The following is a 17,119-nucleotide window of genomic DNA, read 5'->3' on the forward strand; positions in this document are numbered from 1 at the left end:
GACTCACACACACTCTGAGCAACAGTGTGGGAGACTCTCTCCTATTAATCAAGGCTCACTTCACGGGCAAATCCAGCAAAACTTAGTAAATCACTCCCAATAGCGGTTCTATGGCTGAAACGACACTCGCCACAATTGACGAACTGCTGGAGGGCGCTTTCGACGACGTGGACGACCCCGATGTCCGATACAAACTCAGAAGTGCGCGACAGCTTCTCCAAGTAGTGCAACAGCGACAGGATATCGTGGACGAAGCCATCGATACTGCCGTTGAAGACGAAGAGATCCTGAAAAACCTCCGCGACCTCGGCTATACCGAGTGATCCGCTACTCCTACCGTTGTCACAGAACAAGCCTTTTGTCTTTCTCAACCAAGTCTCCACTATGACAGAAGACACTGCCGAACAGCTTAGAGCGGAATTAGAGGCAGTTTTCACCAGCGCCGAATACCCCGTCGAGGAACCGATGGAGCTGGTGCCAGTTCTGCCGGACGGCCCAAGTACGACGTTCGAAGCAGGGGACGTCAGCGTGGGGGTGATGGATTTTGGCACAGAATACGCTGAGTATCAGGACTATCCCTACGAGACAGCTGCAGCCCTTATCGACGATCTGATGGTTGGCTTTCGGGAAGAGGGGCTGTTTGACTGAGCGGGACTTTCCTCACACCGCCTGACTGCGTGATGGGTAGTCGCTACTCAGCAGTAGCTAACGAAGTCGTGTCGACAACAGCTACAACAGTATTCGCGGTGGGACTGCCTCAGGCCTTTGCGTCATACCCCGCGTCCTCCACAGCGGCGATGAGTTGTTCTGTGCTGACGTCGCCGTCGACAGACACCTGCTCGGCGTCTTTGTTGGCTTCAGCGCCTTGGACACCAGCGAGCGCCTCGATGGCCTCCTCGACGGTTTGCTCGCAGTGACCACAACTCATCCCTTCGACGGTCAACGTCGTAGACATAGCAGTTTTGACGAAGGATGCGCAGAACTTCTGGGTTACGACTTAGCCGCCAGAACAGCACCTAATAGTGACATCTGGATAAGTATAGTTGGTTTCAACAATTCAATACATAGTGCTTCTATATGAGATTATTATCAATACTTGGATCTATACTCAACACAGAGAAGTATCGAACCGTTCCAGATTTACGCCCAGTAGCGCTCGGCCAGTCTCGCCGATAGCGGAACTCATCTCAGTATCCGGTTCTGACCGACAATAAGTACCGCCGAGGCGTGTCCATAGCTCTCACAGCCGATTGGCAGCGGGTCTAGTCCAAGAGCGACGCGGCTGCTGGAACCTTTAAGCGACGGGTGATGGGATTGTTCTGGCCTGCTCAAGTCGTACCACGGTCCGTCGAGCCCGTAACAATCGCTACCGCCGGAGAACTGCTTGCGGCCAGTGTGTGACTACACACCTAGTCCGACTCGGAAACGTCAACAGTGAGTACCGGAACGGACGACTTCGTGACGACCTTCTGCGCTGTGCTCCCGAGCATGTTCTTTTCGTACTTGTCTGCCTGCGTTCCCATCGTAACCAGGTCGATGTCGGCGTCAGCAACGTACGATACGATGCGGTCTGCTGGTTTGCCCCGCTGGATAGCCGTCGAGACCTCGATTCCTTCCTGTTCCAGCGTGTCTCGGACGACCGACGTGGCCTCTTCGCCCTCCGTTCGCAGGTTCTCCAGCACCTCGTCCTGCATCTCGTCATCCATCGACAGGAACGCTCGGTCGTCGACGACATACAGCGCGTGGACGGTGACGTCCCGCCCGTCGGCAATGTCGATTGTGTGTTCCAGTACCTGCTTCATTGACGCACTCCCATCCGTTGGAACGAGAATATCGCTATACATCGTTCGTACAAATCAAGTTGTCACAAACATCCCTTTCGATTCTGTTCAGGCATCGCAAACACGGCAGCTGTACCACGGTTGTGGCGGACGATGCTCGGTGCAGGCCTGCGTGGCACCGACTTAGAGATAGCCGAGTCGCTCCAACCGCGACTCGAGGTCGACGTCGTCGAAGCCATCGATATCGTATTCTGCCATTTCGTCCTCCCCGGCAGCGAGTTCGGTGATGTCGAGTGTCTCACTTTGCTCTGCGGAGTCAGCGACAACGTCTGACGGTGGGCGATCGATAGGTGTGCCGTCGCTGGGCTCGGACCGCCGGCCCCGCACGACCGCTTCGTACTCATCCGCTCCCCACGCTGCGCGCTTGTATACGGTGTCACCGGGTCCGTTCTGGTACACGAGCGACGCCGGCTGTTGGAACCGGTCCGGCTCGTCAGTGTACTGCTCGGCGTACTCTGCCGTCTGCCCGGTCGGTGGTGCCTGGTACGCAGTCGTCTGCCCGTCTGGTGCGACGAACCACCCGGAGTCGTCCACTTCCCCGTCGAAGGCAGCCAACACGGCGTCAGGAAACCGCGACAGCGTCGCCAGGGACTCGATTCGCCGCCCCTCGGTCTGCCCCGGACCTCGGACGACGAGTGGGACGTGAAACAGTTCCTCCTGCGTGCCCATCCCGTGCATGACCGCGGGTGGCTCTGTGGCGGCCTGTGGGGGTTCTCCGAATCCGTCACCGTGGTCCGCCGTGATGACGACCAGCGTGTCGTCTAAAACGCCGCGTGCTTCCAGGTCACCAATCACCTGCTCCAGAATAGCGTCAGTCTGTCGAATCGCGCCGTCGTACAGCGGTTCGAGCAGCTGTCCGACGCCCGGCGGGAGTTGCTCTCCGTAGACGCTCCACTCCCACTTGATCGGGAGTTCGTCGTGCATTCCCCAGTACAGGTCCGCGCCCCACTCGTCGTAGGCGTCCCGCGTCGCGTACGGCATGTGCGCGTCCATCAGATTGAGGCACGCGGCCCAGGACTCAGTTTGCTCGTCGACCCACTCAGTCAGCTCGTCGGCGTACCAGAAGCCGTCGACACCGTTGCGGGTTTCGGACGGGTCGTCAACGTCTGTTGAATCGGGCCGTTCCGTGACGACGGTCTCGAAGCTGTCGCTGAGCCCGGATGGATGAACGGTGAGATACGGGTTCTCGGTGAATACGCCAGTTTCGTATCCTTCCTTGTGGAGGAAATCAAAGATCGTCTGGCCGGGCTGCAGCCGTTCGGTAATCTTGAGCGTGTGGCCCTCCGCCGGAACTCCGGTGAACAGGCTCGTATGGGCCGGCAACGACCAGCTCGCGGTTGTCCGTGCCTGCGTGTACACCGTCGCCTCACGACCGAACGCTTCGAGAAAGGGGGTGGTCCTGCGTCGATGACCCAACAGCGAGGTGTTCGCCGCACGGACACAATCAAGAACGACGAGTAACACGTTCGGGCGACCCATTGTCAGGATTTAAAAGGTATCCACGGCAAAAGTATGTTCTGTAATCGCTATCTTTCACGACAGCACCAGTGACCAGCACCGAGATCTTCTACCAGTACGCGTCTGATTTGTCTCTCGCTGCGATACAAGACGCTCGCGATATTCTCACCACTTCGAGGTAGTTCGTCGCTGCTGGAGCTACGCTATGCTCTCAAGACGCACTGGGTCGGGCCTCGCGTGAGTATATTTTATATGGGTCGACAGTCTGATACCAACAACGTGGTCAAATCGACGGTCCGGTTTCCCGAAACGGTGATGGACTGCGTCGAGGAGATGGTAGCGGAGGGTGTCTTCTCGAACAAGTCCGAGTTTCAACGCTTCGCTGTCGAGTACGTCCTTTCGGAGATCGAGGACTACGAGCCCGAGATGGTTGATTTCGACGAGCTACAGAAAGAGGTCTTCCAGCACCAGCCGGCTTCCAGCGGGGCCGAGATGTCGCCGGAGATCAACGAGAACTTCTACGAGAACGCGGCGCGCGTCCGGCAGTTCGCGATCCGCGGTGACATCGAGACGGCAGAAGAGTACATCGACACTGCGTACCCCGTCACCGACCCCCGCTGTTTGCTCCTTGACGACTTGCTCGAACCCTACCGACAGCGCGAAACCGAAGACGAATAGGTCGTTTCCCGGAGCCGATACTCGGCTCCCTCGCCGCATCACCGGTTGAACTATTCGCCGGCGCGTCAGTCGTCGTCAGCGCGGGCCTCTGGCATTGCCTCCGAGCGTGGCCCGGCGGCGTGTCCCTCGTGTGCCAGCGCTGTCGCGAACAGTTCTTCCGAGACAGCAGGAACGTCCACGTCTTCGACCGCACCCTCGGACTCGATATCGTCGACTGAACGGGGGTATTTCCTGAGGTCTTTGTGGATAGCGATGCCCGCGTCTGCGCCCTCGCCCATCGCGATCGGGATCTGGTTGTGGCCCGGCGTGAGGTCACCAACGGCGTAGACGCCGGAGACACTGGTCTCGCCGTGGTCGTCGACGGCTACCGTCCCGTCGTCGTTTCTATCGAGTCCCAGTTCGTCGGCCAGTTCCGCGTGATAGTCCGACCCGAGCATCGGGAAGCCGCCCTTGTACTCCCGAACGCTCCCGTCCTCGAACTCGTAGGCCGATAGCCAGCCGTCGTCGTCAGTCCGCTTGCCCGACAGCTCTGTATCGACGATATCGACCGGGTGATTGTCGAGCATCGTCTGCGTCTCGTCGCTCCACTCCGGCTCGTCGCCGCGAGTCAGTATGTCCACGTCGTCGGTGTAATTCAGCATAATCATCGCGACGTGGGCCGCGGCTTCGCCGGTGCCCATGACGAAGACGGGCTCGCCGACGAACATGAACGCGTCACAGTGGAGACACCAGTGCAGCCCTTTCCCGGTCCGCGGCAGCGGCGGATCCGGACGCTCGTCGGCGAACCCGGTCGCAAGGACGACTCGCTTTACTGCCAACTCATCGTCGCTCGTCGTCACGGTGAACCCGTCCTCGTTCCCGTCGGCGAGTGGTTCGACCGATTCGACGAAGCCCCGCTCGTAGGTCCCGCCGTAATCCTGCACCTGCTCGCGTGCAGTTTCTAAGAATTCGTTCCCCGAAACGTCCTCGGTGACGCCGATGACGTTGTGCGTGTCGGTCATCATCGCGGCGCGGCCGCCACCGCGGTTGATAACGATCGTGTCCATCCCCAGTCGGGTGGTGTACAGTGCGCTCGTCAGCCCGGCCGGCCCGCCGCCGACCACGGCCACGTCATAGTCGTACCGCCCATCGGTGTACATTAACACAGAATACGTGCTCGAGGAATAAAAACAGCAGAACAGCGGCCATCTACACAGCAATTCGACGCTGGTGTTACGCTCCGCGAGCGACGCGAACGACAGGCTCGCTGGCACCCCTGTCTCACCCAGGGCCGAGGGCTGCGATGTCGGCCCCGACCGTCGCCTGTGCATCAGCCGGGTTCGGATCACTGTCGGCCAGATGCGTCCATTCGTGGGCGGGCAGCGCCGACAGGTGGTCAGTGATCGCCGTGCTGTACGGCGTCGCTTTCACGGTGCTCTCTTTGTTACCCCAGATGTGGTTGATGACGGTCATCGAATCGATGCGTATCTCGACCGTCTCTGGGTCACACCGTGTCGCCAGTGCCCGCAGTCCGAGATGGAGGGCGGCGTATTCGGCGACGTTGTTGTTCGTCCGAGAGCCGACCGGACGCCCGAGTCGGGCAATCGGTGTCTCATCGGCCTGAATCACAGCACCGGCACCGGCCGGCCCGTTACTGTGTGCGCTGCCGTCCACATAGAGCACTACCTGTGACACGTCGGAAGTAGCCGCGCCCTGCTGTGACGGGGGCGGGCCAGATACAACAAGCTCGTCGATTGCGGTCCGTATTTCATCGGCGGATGTCTCCGGGTCGAACAGGCCACCGTAGCCAGCGACGGCAGCATTGATCGCATCGATAGCGGGGGTGAGTTCGTATCGATACAGGGCCAGCAGCTCGTCGACCCGCGTCGCCAGCGGCGAGAGCGTCTCCGCTGGCAGACGCTCTCTCTCACCTGCTGGCTGATTGTGACGGTCCATCAATAATGCGTAGCTGCGGGTGGCTAAAAGACACTTCGCCGCGATAGGCGAGGGATGGCAGGATGCGTCCCGTGAGTACCGGCTACTGACGAGTCGGGTTTCTGATAAACCAATCGGGACCGCAGTTAACAGCCCCGCGACCGTAGCTGTAGCTACAATGGACCGACGGACGTTCCTCGCTGTGAGCGGGCTCACGGCCGCTGGAACACTCGCAGGCTGTAGTGCCCCCAGTGACGACCAGCAAGGGGACGGCGCGACAGCGACGGCTTCCGGACAGGCCGACGGTTCAGAGACGGCTGTCGAGACCGTCGCCGACGGACTCGAATCGCCCTGGAGCGTCACGCCGCTGCCCGACGGCTCACAGTTGCTAGTCACAGAGCGCGTCGGCCGCGTGGTGGTGGTCGATTCGGCCGACGGAACAATTACGCCTGTCACTGGCGCACCGTCGGTGTACGCGAGCGGTCAGGGCGGGATGCTCGATGCGGCGCTCCACCCCGACTTTCCGGACCCGGCCTGGGTGTATCTGACATATTCGAAAGCCAACGACAGCGGTGGGTCGGCGACACATCTGGGCCGTGGTCGCCTGAACGCCGCTGACGCGCAGTTCGAGACGTTTGAACAACTGCACGTCGCGGAGCCCTTTATCGATTCTGACGGGCACTTCGGGTCTCGCGTCGTGTTCGGCCCGGACGGGTTGGTGTACGTGACTGTCGGCGACAGACAGTTCAAGGACTTCGGGCCCGACCACGTCGCGCAGGACAGGACGAACGAACTCGGGACCACGCTTCGGCTGACGCCCTCGGGTGGGATTCCCGACGCGAACCCGTTCACCGACGACCCGGACGCGGTCGATTCGATATTCAGCTACGGCCACCGCAACGCCCAGGGGATGACCGTCCACCCCGATACCGGCGACATCTGGCAGACCGAGTTCGGCGAGCAGGACGGCGACGAAATCAACATCGTCGAACGGGGCGCCAACTACGGCTGGCCGGTCGCCGACGAGGGCTGTACCTACGGCAGCGGCGATCCGATCGGCGTCAGCCACGCGGAGCGCGACGACGTTGTTGCACCAGTGTATTCGTGGGACTGCGGATCGGGTGGCTTCCCGCCCAGCGGCACGACGTTCTACACCGGTGACGCCTTCACGGAGTGGACCGGCGACTTGCTCGTCGGCGGGCTGGCCTCACAGTATCTCGCCCGGTTCACCGTCGATGGGCGAACAGTCGAAGAAGCGACGCCCCTCCTCGCCGACCGCGGGTGGCGCATCCGCGACGTGGTGGTCGAGCCCGAAACCGGACACGTCCTCGCTGCAATCGACTCGTCTGACGCACCTATCGTGCGACTCCGCCCCGCCTGAATCGAGTGATTCGGCGACAACCGTGTGGGCTGGCGACCTGTGTCCGTAATCTGAATTAGTGTTGGAGCGATGCACCAACGGTGATCGGGGCCGTTCTGGTCCCATACTCCCACAGATCCCTATCGATCAGACTCGACCAGCGAGGCCGGTACCGCGCCATTTTTGCTTCTGAACCCGCTACACTGGCTGTGAACCAGACTGCGATTCTGCACGCCGCGTTCGGAGTACTGATCGTCGCAGGGTTCCTCGTCACGGCACCTCTGAGCTATGGCCTCTACGGGCTGGGGGCTGCCTGTTTCATTGCCGGCATCCTACTCGCACGGCGGGATAGCGACGGATCGGAAACCGCCGATAGCGTCTGATATCGGAAACGCGACATGGGGTCCGGTATCAGGATGAGGCAGAGCGGTTTGCGGGGCTGTACTGCTCTACCGATATGAACGCCTGTGAGGGTAGTCGTCGGCGGGCGTCTCGGCTTCCTCGGTGGAACCGAGCGGTTCCTTGGGCTTGATCGGGTCGCCCGATTCGAGTCCCTTTTCCGCAAGTGTCCTTCTCCCCATGACCTCGATGATGAGTCGGTTGGCAGCTCACCGGTGATTGAACCGCTCCCTCTCGGGAGTAGCTATTATCGGTCTGACACCTGATGCCGAAGCATGGACCGGCGAACGCGGCTCATCGTCTATTATCTCGTCATCGTCGTCATCGTGCTCTCTGGGTTCGTGGTTCTCTACAACTACGGGATGGCTACGTGGGAGGGGCGGCCTCAGCCGTTGTACCGCTCGGTGGGGGTCATCGTTCAAACGGTCACCACCGTGGGCTACGGCGGGGACGCCCCGTGGACGAGCCCGCAGATGAACTACCTCGTCTCACTCATGGCGCTCTCGGGACTCGTACTCATTTTCGCGGCCCCCCCGGTGCTCGTGGTCCAAGTACTTCCCAAATCACCGACGGGGCCGGTCGGACGACTGGCTCACAGCAGGAGAGCGAAGAGGAGGTACGATCCGACGACAGACAGCGACGGCGTGAGGACCCAGAGAATGACGATTCGGCTCGTCGCTGCCGGATCGAACAGGTCCTCGGCGGTCAGTTCCTCGATGTCCTCCTCGCCAATGGCTGGGACTGATGGAGACGTCTCGGGGGTAGGGGACTCTCCGGCTGCGAGTTCGCCCACAGTTGGACCCGCTGGCTTCTCATCCTTGGTTGATGGGGCGGCGAGCGCGCCGGTACTGAGATTCGGCCCCGGCTTGGACTCGGACGGTGGCGTCGCGAGTTCCGTAAGCGTGACAGCGCGACTCGCTCGGCCCCACCCTAGACCGATGATACAGCAGGTCGTGCTCACCGCGAGGCTCGCCGGAATGCCGTAGTACGAGAGGACGGTGATGATCGTCGCACCGACGGAGGAGACGATGAGGGCTGCCAGAATCGGTAGGTCAGTAATGCCGTCGCCGACGGTTGCGAGAGTGCGTCTGGCGATGGTGAACCCACCGAGGCTGATGGCTGCGACCGCGAGGAGCACTCCCTGGTCGATACTGACGGCCCCGTTGCCGACCAGCGGGGCGACTGCGTTCGCAGCGTTCGAGGCCCCCGCGCTGAAACCCATGTAACAGGCGATGGCCAACACCAGCGCCGACCCGATGAGGTCACGGGGGGACGCGTTTCTGTTGAGGCGGAGGCGGGGGAACCGGCCCGACCGGTCGATCTGTACCAACTGCCGTTCGAGGCGCGTAAACGACAGTCGAGCTTCGAGTTGCGGATAGGCGTACCGACCGATGGCCGCCCCGATGACGAGGCCGATGAGCGGGGCGACGATCCACGCGGAGACGATTGTAAACATCAACGCCTCGTTGAGTGATCCCGTCGCGAGTCCGAGCCCCACAATCGCCCCCACAGCCGTCATCGAGGTCGATGCGGGGACGCCATAGATGTTTGAAACCAGCAGCGAGAGGCCAGTGAAAAACAGGACGCCGACACCGGCTACCGGGGTGAACTGTGCGGCCGGTACGATCCCCTCGCTCATCGTGACGATGACGTTGCGGCCGACTGTCCACGCTCCGATGAACGCGAACACGCTGAACAGTGCCGCCGCTGTTACCTTCCTGACCAGCTTGCTCCCGACAGCCGGCCCGAACGCGACGCCTGTTGACGAACCGCCGATGTTAAATCCCACAAACCCGGCGACGAGTAAACCGAGGACGAGAAGCAGCGAGACCATGAATATGATCCTCTACGGACCATTTCGGATACAGGCATAATGGCCTGTTCATCTGTCTTCGGTGCTGAGAGGTTTGATCCTGTACGAGGCTGCCGACCAGTGCTACCCGCGGCGTCGGTCACACATTCCGTCGGCGGTTTTATCCGACAGGTGAAACTATCCCTGTCATATGACTGACCAGCCTGTCGACGTCGAACCGGGAGGCGAGAACGTCGCCGGTGAGGCACCCGCCGAGGAGCCGGAATCCGTCACCGACGACGCGGTCGTCCACGACGACGTCGAACTCGAACGGACTATCGGGCTCGTTGGCGGGCTGGCAATCGGAATCGGGACGATGATCGGGGCCGGAATCTTCGTGTTTCCAGGGCTGGCGGCCGCCAACGCTGGGCTCGCAGCCACGCTCTCCTTTGCGATCGGCGGCCTGATCGCGTTGCTTGTGGCGCTGCCGACCTCCGAACTCGCCACGGCGATGCCCCGAAGTGGTGGCGGCTACTACTTCATCTCGCGGGGGATGGGGACGGCCTACGGCGCAATCGTCGGCCTCGGGCTGTGGCTGGGGCTGATGTTCGCTTCGGCGTTCTATCTGGTCGGGCTCGGTCACTACGCGAGCGCTGTGTTCGCCGAGCTCAACGTCGCGCTCCCGTTCAGTCCGGTCATCGGCATCGGACTGTTGTTCGGGGCCGCACTGACTGCATTGAGTATCGGCGGCACGGAAAATACCGCGAAGATTCAGAACGTGGTGGTCGGGGTTCTCCTCGTCGTACTCACGGGCTTCCTTTCCTACGGTGTCCTCGACGCTGTTGGCGTATTCGGTGGCGGCACCGTGCCGGAGCAGTTCTTCTCGAAAGGGTACCTCCCAGTATTGACGACCGCTGCGCTCGTGTTCACGTCGTATCTGGGGTTCGCTCAGGTCGCAACTGTCGCGGGTGAAATCAAGCAACCGGGTCGGAACCTCCCGCTGGCGATGGTCGGCTCGGTCCTGATCGTTACCGTCTTTTATGTTGTCACGATTTTCGTCGCGACCAGCGCGTTCGGTGCTGATCGGCTGGGGGAATTCGGGGAGACTGCGATGGTCGAAGTCGCCCGTGACTTCCTCGGGCTACCCGGTGCGGTCGCGATCCTGGGTGCCGGGCTGTTGGCGACGTTTTCGAGCGCGAACGCGTCGATTCTCAGTGCCTCGCGGGCAGTGTACGCTCTGAGCCGCGATGCGTTGCTCCCCAGAAAGGCGAGCGAGGTCAACCTCCGCTACGGCACACCACACGTCGCACTGCTCTCCGCTGGCGGCCCGATCCTCGTCCTCGTCGCGACTGGGCGGGTCGAACTCCTCGCCGAAGTCGCTTCGTTCCTCCACCTGATTATGTACGGGCTGATGTGTATCGCCCTGATCGTGTTGCGCCGTCGGAACCCGGAGTGGTACTCGCCAAGCTATCAGGTGCCGGGCTATCCGGTGGTCCCGGTTGTGGGCGCGCTCGCGAGTTTCGGACTAATCGTCTTCATGCAGCCCGCGTCAATCGGTATCGGCATCGTGGTCATGCTCGCCTCGTATCTCTGGTACCGTTATTACGCTGGGGACGTGACACTCAAAGGAGACATCTGATTATGACGGACCGACCATCAATACTCGTTCCGCTCCGCGTGCTCGAAGGGGAATCGGTCCCCGAGGGTGTCCCCGAACTTCTCGCACACGCCCACGTTGTCCTGCTGGGGTATCACGTCATCCCGGAACAGACTGCTCCCGGACAGGCGCGGATGCAGTTCGAGGACCGGGCCCTGGAACGGCTCGATGACTACGAAGCCATGTTCGAGGGAGCCGGAGCCACTGTCGAGCGGCGACTCGTGTTCACCCACGACGGCCAGAAGACCATCGACCGTATGATTGCTGAGCACGACTGCATGGCTGTCCTCGTTCCGAACGCGACGGGGCCGGTCGAAGACGTGCTAGTCCCAGTCCGCGGGGCCATCGGGGTTGATCGCCTCGCCCGTGTCGTCGCGAGTGTGTTCGGAGAGATGGACGCCGACGTAACGTTGTATCACGTTGCGGATGAAGACACGACGGACGACGATATCCAGACACTCCTCGGGGGATGGCGGATCGGTTGGCGGAGTTCGGGATGGACCCCTCGAGGGTCGAGACCCGTATCGACCGCGATCAGGATCCCCTCGACGCGATTGCAGACATAGCTGACTCGTTCGATACGGTTGTCATGGGTGAAACCGACCCGTCCCTGGCGACGTTCGTGTTCGGGATGCCTGCCGACCAGATCGCCGAGCGATTTCTCGGGCCGGTGTTCGTGGTCCAGCGCGAACCCGCTCCGGAGGACGAGGACGAGTAACTCACCTAGTCGGCTAAGTGGTCGGTGGTGCATGATAGCCCTCCCGGGTTCAGTTCACCACCGACCACGGATAGACGCCTGCCACGCTCACGTCCATGTTATCTCACGGTACAGTGAGGACGACATATCGGTTCAGTGGGCGTCCGGAGACGCCGACGGTGCCACACTGCGAACGGCCAGTATCCTTCGGGAGGAACTGTAATACACGGCTGTGATCGCCAGATAGTTCGAGGTACACGGCTTCTCGGTAAGCTGTGATACGTACTCCCAATACAGGAGTCACTCCAAGGCACCGGAGTCACACCGGGCCGGAATCCATTTCCTTTGCTTCGCTGTACTTTTACCGTTCCCAGAGTCCGAAACCACGCGAAAGCAGGCGCGAGACGGTTTACGAGAGTCACACCAGATTAGCCAAATATTAGAGGGCGCAAGTACCGCATATGCGCCGACGGACGGTTCTCAAATCGACCGGTGCGGTTGGAACGATTGTTGGAGTCGCCGGGTGTCTCGGTGGTGGTCGCTTCGGGGATTCGAACCCCGATGTCGTCCTCGAAGAGCCCGACCGCGAGTTCAAGAGCAGCGACGTTCCGTATCCTGCGTGGGGCGAGCAGATTCCGGACGTGAGTGTCCCTGCGCCGGCCGAATCCACAGAGATTCGACTGCGCGACGTTGAAACCCCAGCCCTCCTCACGTTTTTTTACAGCCACTGCCAGACCGTGTGCCCCGTTCTCATCTCGACCCAGCGGAACATTCAGAGCCACGCACAGAACAACGGCTACGCTGATGCGGTCCGGTTCCTCCCGATGACCTTCGACCCCGCTCGTGACACTGCAGAACGACTCGGGGCGTACGCGGACGAGATGAACGTCGACGTCGATAGCGAGAACTGGCAGTTCCTTCGGCCAGCGTCGAAGCAGCGAGCCAAGGATGTCATACAGGAACAGTTCGGGGTTGTGTTCCAGCGAACCGAACCTGAGGACATGGATATGTACATGTTCACGCACACAGCACTGACGCTCCTGGTCAACGCTGATGGGTTCGTCGAGCGTGCCTACCGCTCGAAGTCGCCGGACGAAGAAACCATCATTTCCGACCTGAACACGGTGAGAAACGCGTGAACCGCCGACAGGTCGTGGCAGCGATGGCAGGGCTCGGTCTCACCGGTGGGAGTCTATGGGTTGCCCAGAACGGGCTGTCGGGTAGCCAGACCGGGAACACAGAACAGCTTCCGATCCGCGTGGAGACGCTAGATGCACACGGCTCGTCGGCAGGCGAGACAGCCGTGCCGACCCCGGGAACTGTCACGGTGATCGACCTCTTCGCTACGTGGTGTGCGCCCTGTGACGACCAACTCCGGATACTAAACGCGATGCAGCCCGAGTACACTGACGTGTCGTTCGTCTCAGTGACGAACGAGCGGCCCAGCGAGACACTGACGAGGGCTGACATCAGCGCGTGGTGGAACCGGAACGGCGGTGTCTGGACTGTCGGCCTCGACCCCGGAAGCGAGTTGCTGGCGGCACTCGGGGCGGACGGACTCCCGTACATCGCGATTACTGACGAGAGCGGGACCGTCCAGTTCGGCCACAGCGGACTCGCCGGGGAAGGGACGCTTCGAGACGAACTCGACGCACTGGTGTGAGATGGCCGGAGCTGCCGTACTCGGGACACTCGCGTTCGCCGCGGGCGCAGGCATCACGACGTTTTTCGCGCCGTGTGCGTTCCCGCTGCTCCCGGGGTATATCGGGTACTACATGAACGAGAGCGACCGAGATGTCGGTATGCTACCACCTGCCACCGCCGCTGCTGGTGGGGCACTCCTTGCGCTTACCCTCGTCGCGCTGCTCGTCCTCGCACTCGGGCAGCCACTGAAAAACGCACTCCCGATGCTCGAACCGGTAATCGGACTCGGTCTGATCGCGTTCGGCGTCGTGATGCTCCTGAACAGTGAGCCAGAACTCCGCGTCCCGTTACCAGCACGACCGGCGTCGGTAACCGGGTTCGGTGTGTTCGGTGCTGTGTACGCGGTCGCTGCAGCGGGCTGTGTCGTCCCGTTGTTCTTCGGTGTGGTCTCTCAGGCCCTCGCGTTGCCACTCCGCACAAGCGTTCTCGTACTGGCGGTGTACGCGCTCGGGGTAGCAATTCCGCTTGTCGGTGTGACACTCCTTGCGGGCGCTGGCATCGAACTCTGGCGCACCGTTGGTACGCACCTGCAACGAATGCACCAGCTTGCAGCCGTCGTGATGATAGTAGCCGGCGGCGGACAGATTTATCTCGCAGTGTTCGAACTCGGTGTCTTGTAGTCCGCGCTACGTTCGCGTGGATGCACTGGTCACCCGCGTCGGTACAAATCGAGTCGCTGCAGGACCGACCCGATCAGTACGGCGATGGGAATGATTTCGAGCCGGCCGACCCACATATTGAGTATCAGCATAGCCTTCGCAGTGTCGGGCATATCTGGCCCAGTGATGCCACTGCTGAGGCCGACGTTGCTCTGTGCGCTCATCACGTCGAAAATGACGTATTCGAGCGGGTGAGCCGGTGAGAGAACGCGGAGCAGGACCGCGACACCGATGACGAGGAACGTAATCCAGAGGATGAACACGACCGTCGCTTCGGTGTACTCGCGCTGTGCCTGTTCTTCGCTGAGACGGCGCTCGCCGATCTGCAAGTACTTGATAGCGGTTTGCGGGCGGAACACGTCCTGTATCTGCCAGACGGCCCCCTTGACTAATGTTACCACTCGGATGAGCTTGAGGCCGCTGACTGTCGACCCTGCTGCACCGCCAGTGAGCATCCCGAGACAGGCCCACAGTGTCGCGCCCGCACTCCATACCTGCTCGGTCCCGCCGCCGATTGACGCGCTTCCGAAGCCGGTGTTTGAGGTCGCGGAGACGAACTGGAACAGCGCAACCCTGAACGTCTCTTCGAGTGTCGCGTACTGACCGTTCGCGTATAGAATCCCCGTCAGGACGAGGGAGCCAGCGGTAAACCAGATAAACACCCACCGGGTCTGTAAGTCGGCGTACAGGTTCCGTATTTCGCCTTTGAAGATCAGATAGTGGATGGGGAAGGCGATACTACCCGCGACCATGACGGGCACCGTCGCGTACTCGATCAACGGGCTGTCGTAGAAGCCAATCGACGCCGAGTGAACGGAGAAGCCGCCCGTCGCAATACCGGTCATCCCGTGGTTGATAGCGTCCCATAACGGCATGCCAGCCAGCAGGAACAGGGCAATCGAGCCGAGTGTCAGTCCGACGAAGATCTTCCAGATCTCCCGGACGGTGGTGACGATGCTCGGATGAATCTTCTCGGAGCGGGCCTCACTCTCGTAGAGCGTATACGAGCCACTGCTCCCGCCGCCGCGTTGAAGAATAGCGACGGTCAGGACAATCACGCCGACGCCACCGACCCACTCGATGAACGACCGCCACCAGTGCAGCGACCGCGGCAGTTGCTCTTCGGTTTCGGCCACCGTAAGCCCGGTTCCGGTGAAACCGCTCATGCTTTCGAACACGGCATCCAGCGGGTTGAGAAACACAGCTGTGGTCTCATCCATCGCTGGCGTGTTCATCCAGACGGGGAGCGGGTCGAGCTGGATGGTCCATGCGATGAGGAGGAACGGGAGGCCGCCGAGGATACCGATAAGTCCCCATGCTGTGGCTGCGGTGACCATCGCCTCGCGTTTCTCCGGCGGCTCGGCATCCTGATAGCGCCAGACGAGTCCGCTCCCGAGAGCGGCCATGACGAGCGCCGTGATGATGAAGGCCGGAACCGCGAAGAACTCGCCGTTTACCGCTGCGACGAGAACCGAGATCACCATCATCAACGATATGGCTTGCACGATGCGACCGACGTCACGTCCGACGGTTCGTCCGTTTACAATCATGTTAGCAATAACGACTAGGCCGACAACCGAGGCGGAAACAGCGGCGTAATCGAAGTCTCATCATCGGCATATCGGTCACCGGATTCTCAGAGTGGTGGGCAACGGACTGCTCATAGGCCGAACCCGTTCGAATCGTTCGTTGCGTGGTCTTCGTAATGGCCGAAGATGTCCGTCACCTCGGGCGTCGCCCCCGATCCGGAGTACACCGTCAACAGGTCGCCTGCTTCGATACGGGTCTGCCCTCGGGGCGTGATGGGTGCGTCGGCGTCTTTCCGTTCAATCGCGACAACGAGCGTATCGGCATCCAACAGTCCCTCCTCGTCGGCTTCAATGAGTGTCAGCCCGGCAATCGGTGCCGCCTCGGTGACTGTAATCTCGAACACTTCGGCAACGTCGCCGACCCGCATGTAGTCAACAATCGATGGCCGGTCGACGGACCGGAAGAGTGACTCCGCAATGAGGCGCTGTGGGTTCTCCATCGTGTTGACGCCGATCTGTTTAAACAGGTTCATGTGCTCCGGATTGTGGACGACCGAGACGATTGCAGGGATGTCCAGTTCCTGTGCCAGGAGGGACACCATGACGTTGGTCGCATCCTGGTCTGTCGTCGTGATGATGGCATCCGCGCGGTCGGCACCGGCATCCTCAAGCGTCTCTTTGACGGTCGCATCCGCGTTGAGGACCATACAGTCGAACTCGCTGGCGACTTCGTCCGCCCTCGCCGCGTCCCGCTCGATGACGACGACTTCGTTTCCGGTTCCCGTTGCAATCTCGATGAGCGGCGTTCCGATATCGCCTGCTCCGACAGTGATTATGTACATATGTTCTGTGTGCTAGGTGCTGTAAAATCCGCAGACACCAGGGATCACGCCTCACTCACCGTCCGCTCCGAATCGAAGACTTCCCCGAGATAGTGCCACCGGTACTTGCCGCCCTCACCCTCGATATCGGGTTCCCACTGGACACGGTAGGCGAAGGGGCCACGCCCCTCTCCGGTCTCGTCAGGCCGTTCGACGACGACAATCGTGTATGCCCCGTGGTCCTCCGTCCGAACGAGTGTCTCGCCCTCCCGGGCTTCGATAGCCTCAGTGAGCGGCGGGTGTTCGCGGAGCAACTGCTGTGCGTAATGGACAATATCGCTGAGTTGGCTGTCACTACTGTCCTGCAGTGCAGTGATCGCTTCCTCGGGGACGCTTTCAGGCGGTTGGGTATCGAGTACAGTCATATATTCGTTGCGTACCTCGTACGGACAGTCGGCGCATCTTCCGGCCTCCTATCCCTGCTGTTGCTGAGATCGTAGTCACTGCTAGAATACTGACTCATAATAAGTGTTGCCGATTAACTACTGAATACGTATTTTATGCCTACTAAATTCATCACTCCAAAATACTGTCAATTTGTATATGATAT

The 17,119-nt window shown here is 60.9% G+C and carries 19 protein-coding genes and 1 pseudogene; 10 read left to right on the forward strand and 10 right to left on the reverse strand.

Features of this window, described 5'->3' with window-relative positions:
* Positions 1-110 precede the first annotated feature (110 nt).
* Both Har1131_RS16855 and Har1131_RS16860 read left to right on the forward strand, forming a co-directional pair.
* A complete protein-coding gene (locus Har1131_RS16855) occupies positions 111-323 on the forward strand; it encodes a hypothetical protein (protein ID WP_014031087.1) in 213 nt (70 codons plus the stop codon).
* A gap of 61 nt (positions 324-384) precedes the next feature.
* Positions 385-648 (forward strand): MTH865 family protein, encoded by a 264-nt coding sequence (locus Har1131_RS16860; protein ID WP_014031088.1) that lies wholly within the window; start codon positions 385-387, stop codon positions 646-648.
* A 109-nt stretch (positions 649-757) separates the two neighbouring features.
* Here the strand turns inward: Har1131_RS16860 and Har1131_RS16865 are convergent, their stop codons facing one another.
* The 3 genes from Har1131_RS16865 to Har1131_RS16875 form a co-directional block, all read right to left on the reverse strand.
* Positions 758-955 (reverse strand): heavy-metal-associated domain-containing protein, encoded by a 198-nt coding sequence (locus tag Har1131_RS16865; protein WP_151147573.1) that lies wholly within the window; start codon positions 953-955, stop codon positions 758-760.
* A gap of 454 nt (positions 956-1,409) precedes the next feature.
* Positions 1,410-1,844 carry a universal stress protein gene (locus Har1131_RS16870; protein WP_064289090.1) on the reverse strand — a complete coding sequence of 145 codons (435 nt, stop codon included), beginning with the start codon at positions 1,842-1,844 and terminating at the stop codon, positions 1,410-1,412.
* A gap of 120 nt (positions 1,845-1,964) precedes the next feature.
* A complete protein-coding gene (locus Har1131_RS16875; protein WP_050038345.1) occupies positions 1,965-3,320 on the reverse strand; it encodes a sulfatase in 1,356 nt (451 codons plus the stop codon).
* 231 nt (positions 3,321-3,551) lie between these two features.
* On the opposite strand from Har1131_RS16875, the gene Har1131_RS16880 reads away from it, so the two are divergent.
* The gene (locus tag Har1131_RS16880; protein ID WP_014031092.1) at positions 3,552-3,977 is read left to right on the forward strand and encodes a ribbon-helix-helix domain-containing protein; all 426 of its coding nucleotides are present in this window, start codon (positions 3,552-3,554) and stop codon (positions 3,975-3,977) included.
* A gap of 65 nt (positions 3,978-4,042) precedes the next feature.
* Here the strand turns inward: Har1131_RS16880 and Har1131_RS16885 are convergent, their stop codons facing one another.
* Together Har1131_RS16885 and Har1131_RS16890 are read right to left on the reverse strand one after the other, a co-directional pair.
* Positions 4,043-5,116: an NAD(P)/FAD-dependent oxidoreductase gene (locus Har1131_RS16885; RefSeq protein ID WP_151147575.1), complete on the reverse strand. Its 1,074-nt coding sequence runs from the start codon at positions 5,114-5,116 to the stop codon at positions 4,043-4,045.
* Between the two features lie 121 nt (positions 5,117-5,237).
* Positions 5,238-5,912 (reverse strand): ribonuclease HI family protein, encoded by a 675-nt coding sequence (locus Har1131_RS16890; protein ID WP_151104181.1) that lies wholly within the window; start codon positions 5,910-5,912, stop codon positions 5,238-5,240.
* A 157-nt stretch (positions 5,913-6,069) separates the two neighbouring features.
* Here Har1131_RS16890 and Har1131_RS16895 point away from each other — a divergent pair, with 157 nt between their 5' ends.
* Both Har1131_RS16895 and Har1131_RS21875 read left to right on the forward strand, forming a co-directional pair.
* Positions 6,070-7,272 carry a PQQ-dependent sugar dehydrogenase gene (locus Har1131_RS16895; RefSeq protein WP_151147578.1) on the forward strand — a complete coding sequence of 401 codons (1,203 nt, stop codon included), beginning with the start codon at positions 6,070-6,072 and terminating at the stop codon, positions 7,270-7,272.
* 188 nt (positions 7,273-7,460) lie between these two features.
* Entirely contained in the window at positions 7,461-7,634 is a 174-nt protein-coding gene (locus Har1131_RS21875) for a hypothetical protein (protein WP_165353796.1), read from the forward strand.
* A gap of 66 nt (positions 7,635-7,700) precedes the next feature.
* On the opposite strand, the gene Har1131_RS22600 is transcribed toward Har1131_RS21875, so the two are convergent.
* Complete coding sequence (locus Har1131_RS22600) at positions 7,701-7,832, reverse strand: hypothetical protein (RefSeq protein WP_255518503.1); 132 nt, start codon at positions 7,830-7,832, stop codon at positions 7,701-7,703.
* Between the two features lie 410 nt (positions 7,833-8,242).
* Positions 8,243-9,484 (reverse strand): inorganic phosphate transporter, encoded by a 1,242-nt coding sequence (locus Har1131_RS16905; RefSeq protein ID WP_151147581.1) that lies wholly within the window; start codon positions 9,482-9,484, stop codon positions 8,243-8,245.
* A gap of 169 nt (positions 9,485-9,653) precedes the next feature.
* On the opposite strand from Har1131_RS16905, the gene Har1131_RS16910 reads away from it, so the two are divergent.
* From Har1131_RS16910 to Har1131_RS16930, 5 genes and pseudogenes are all read left to right on the forward strand, one after another.
* On the forward strand, positions 9,654-11,081 hold the full coding sequence (locus tag Har1131_RS16910; RefSeq protein ID WP_008311883.1) for an APC family permease: 1,428 nt from the start codon (positions 9,654-9,656) through the stop codon (positions 11,079-11,081).
* A gap of 2 nt (positions 11,082-11,083) precedes the next feature.
* Positions 11,084-11,817: pseudogene (locus tag Har1131_RS16915) on the forward strand (universal stress protein).
* 440 nt (positions 11,818-12,257) lie between these two features.
* Entirely contained in the window at positions 12,258-12,935 is a 678-nt protein-coding gene (locus tag Har1131_RS16920; protein WP_151147584.1) for an SCO family protein, read from the forward strand.
* Positions 12,932-13,459, forward strand: coding sequence for a TlpA disulfide reductase family protein (locus Har1131_RS16925; RefSeq protein WP_050007886.1), 528 nt, complete (start codon positions 12,932-12,934; stop codon positions 13,457-13,459). Before Har1131_RS16920 ends, Har1131_RS16925 begins: the two co-directional genes overlap by 4 nt.
* Before the next feature lies 1 nt (position 13,460).
* A complete protein-coding gene (locus Har1131_RS16930; RefSeq protein ID WP_014031103.1) occupies positions 13,461-14,120 on the forward strand; it encodes a cytochrome c biogenesis protein CcdA in 660 nt (219 codons plus the stop codon).
* Between the two features lie 29 nt (positions 14,121-14,149).
* On the opposite strand, the gene Har1131_RS16935 is transcribed toward Har1131_RS16930, so the two are convergent.
* From Har1131_RS16935 to Har1131_RS16945, 3 genes are all read right to left on the reverse strand, one after another.
* Entirely contained in the window at positions 14,150-15,709 is a 1,560-nt protein-coding gene (locus Har1131_RS16935) for a TrkH family potassium uptake protein (RefSeq protein WP_151104177.1), read from the reverse strand.
* A 110-nt stretch (positions 15,710-15,819) separates the two neighbouring features.
* Positions 15,820-16,530 (reverse strand): TrkA family potassium uptake protein, encoded by a 711-nt coding sequence (locus tag Har1131_RS16940; protein WP_064289095.1) that lies wholly within the window; start codon positions 16,528-16,530, stop codon positions 15,820-15,822.
* Positions 16,531-16,574: 44 nt separating this feature from the next.
* On the reverse strand, positions 16,575-16,934 hold the full coding sequence (locus Har1131_RS16945; RefSeq protein ID WP_050038343.1) for a hypothetical protein: 360 nt from the start codon (positions 16,932-16,934) through the stop codon (positions 16,575-16,577).
* Between the last annotated feature and the right edge of the window lie 185 nt (positions 16,935-17,119).

This window comes from Haloarcula sp. CBA1131 (genome assembly GCF_008728975.1).
GTDB lineage: Archaea > Halobacteriota > Halobacteria > Halobacteriales > Haloarculaceae > Haloarcula > Haloarcula hispanica.

Coding starts and splice junctions, on each gene's coding strand:
- Har1131_RS16855 (WP_014031087.1), top strand. CDS start 111: ATGGCTGAAACGACACTCGCCACAATTGACGAACTGCTGGAGGGCGCT.
- Har1131_RS16860 (WP_014031088.1), top strand. CDS start 385: ATGACAGAAGACACTGCCGAACAGCTTAGAGCGGAATTAGAGGCAGTT.
- Har1131_RS16865 (WP_151147573.1), bottom strand. CDS start 955: ATGTCTACGACGTTGACCGTCGAAGGGATGAGTTGTGGTCACTGCGAG.
- Har1131_RS16870 (WP_064289090.1), bottom strand. CDS start 1,844: ATGTATAGCGATATTCTCGTTCCAACGGATGGGAGTGCGTCAATGAAG.
- Har1131_RS16875 (WP_050038345.1), bottom strand. CDS start 3,320: ATGGGTCGCCCGAACGTGTTACTCGTCGTTCTTGATTGTGTCCGTGCG.
- Har1131_RS16880 (WP_014031092.1), top strand. CDS start 3,552: ATGGGTCGACAGTCTGATACCAACAACGTGGTCAAATCGACGGTCCGG.
- Har1131_RS16885 (WP_151147575.1), bottom strand. CDS start 5,116: ATGTACACCGATGGGCGGTACGACTATGACGTGGCCGTGGTCGGCGGC.
- Har1131_RS16890 (WP_151104181.1), bottom strand. CDS start 5,912: ATGGACCGTCACAATCAGCCAGCAGGTGAGAGAGAGCGTCTGCCAGCG.
- Har1131_RS16895 (WP_151147578.1), top strand. CDS start 6,070: ATGGACCGACGGACGTTCCTCGCTGTGAGCGGGCTCACGGCCGCTGGA.
- Har1131_RS22600 (WP_255518503.1), bottom strand. CDS start 7,832: ATGGGGAGAAGGACACTTGCGGAAAAGGGACTCGAATCGGGCGACCCG.
- Har1131_RS16905 (WP_151147581.1), bottom strand. CDS start 9,484: ATGGTCTCGCTGCTTCTCGTCCTCGGTTTACTCGTCGCCGGGTTTGTG.
- Har1131_RS16910 (WP_008311883.1), top strand. CDS start 9,654: ATGACTGACCAGCCTGTCGACGTCGAACCGGGAGGCGAGAACGTCGCC.
- Har1131_RS16920 (WP_151147584.1), top strand. CDS start 12,258: ATGCGCCGACGGACGGTTCTCAAATCGACCGGTGCGGTTGGAACGATT.
- Har1131_RS16930 (WP_014031103.1), top strand. CDS start 13,461: ATGGCCGGAGCTGCCGTACTCGGGACACTCGCGTTCGCCGCGGGCGCA.
- Har1131_RS16935 (WP_151104177.1), bottom strand. CDS start 15,709: ATGATTGTAAACGGACGAACCGTCGGACGTGACGTCGGTCGCATCGTG.
- Har1131_RS16940 (WP_064289095.1), bottom strand. CDS start 16,530: ATGTACATAATCACTGTCGGAGCAGGCGATATCGGAACGCCGCTCATC.
- Har1131_RS16945 (WP_050038343.1), bottom strand. CDS start 16,934: ATGACTGTACTCGATACCCAACCGCCTGAAAGCGTCCCCGAGGAAGCG.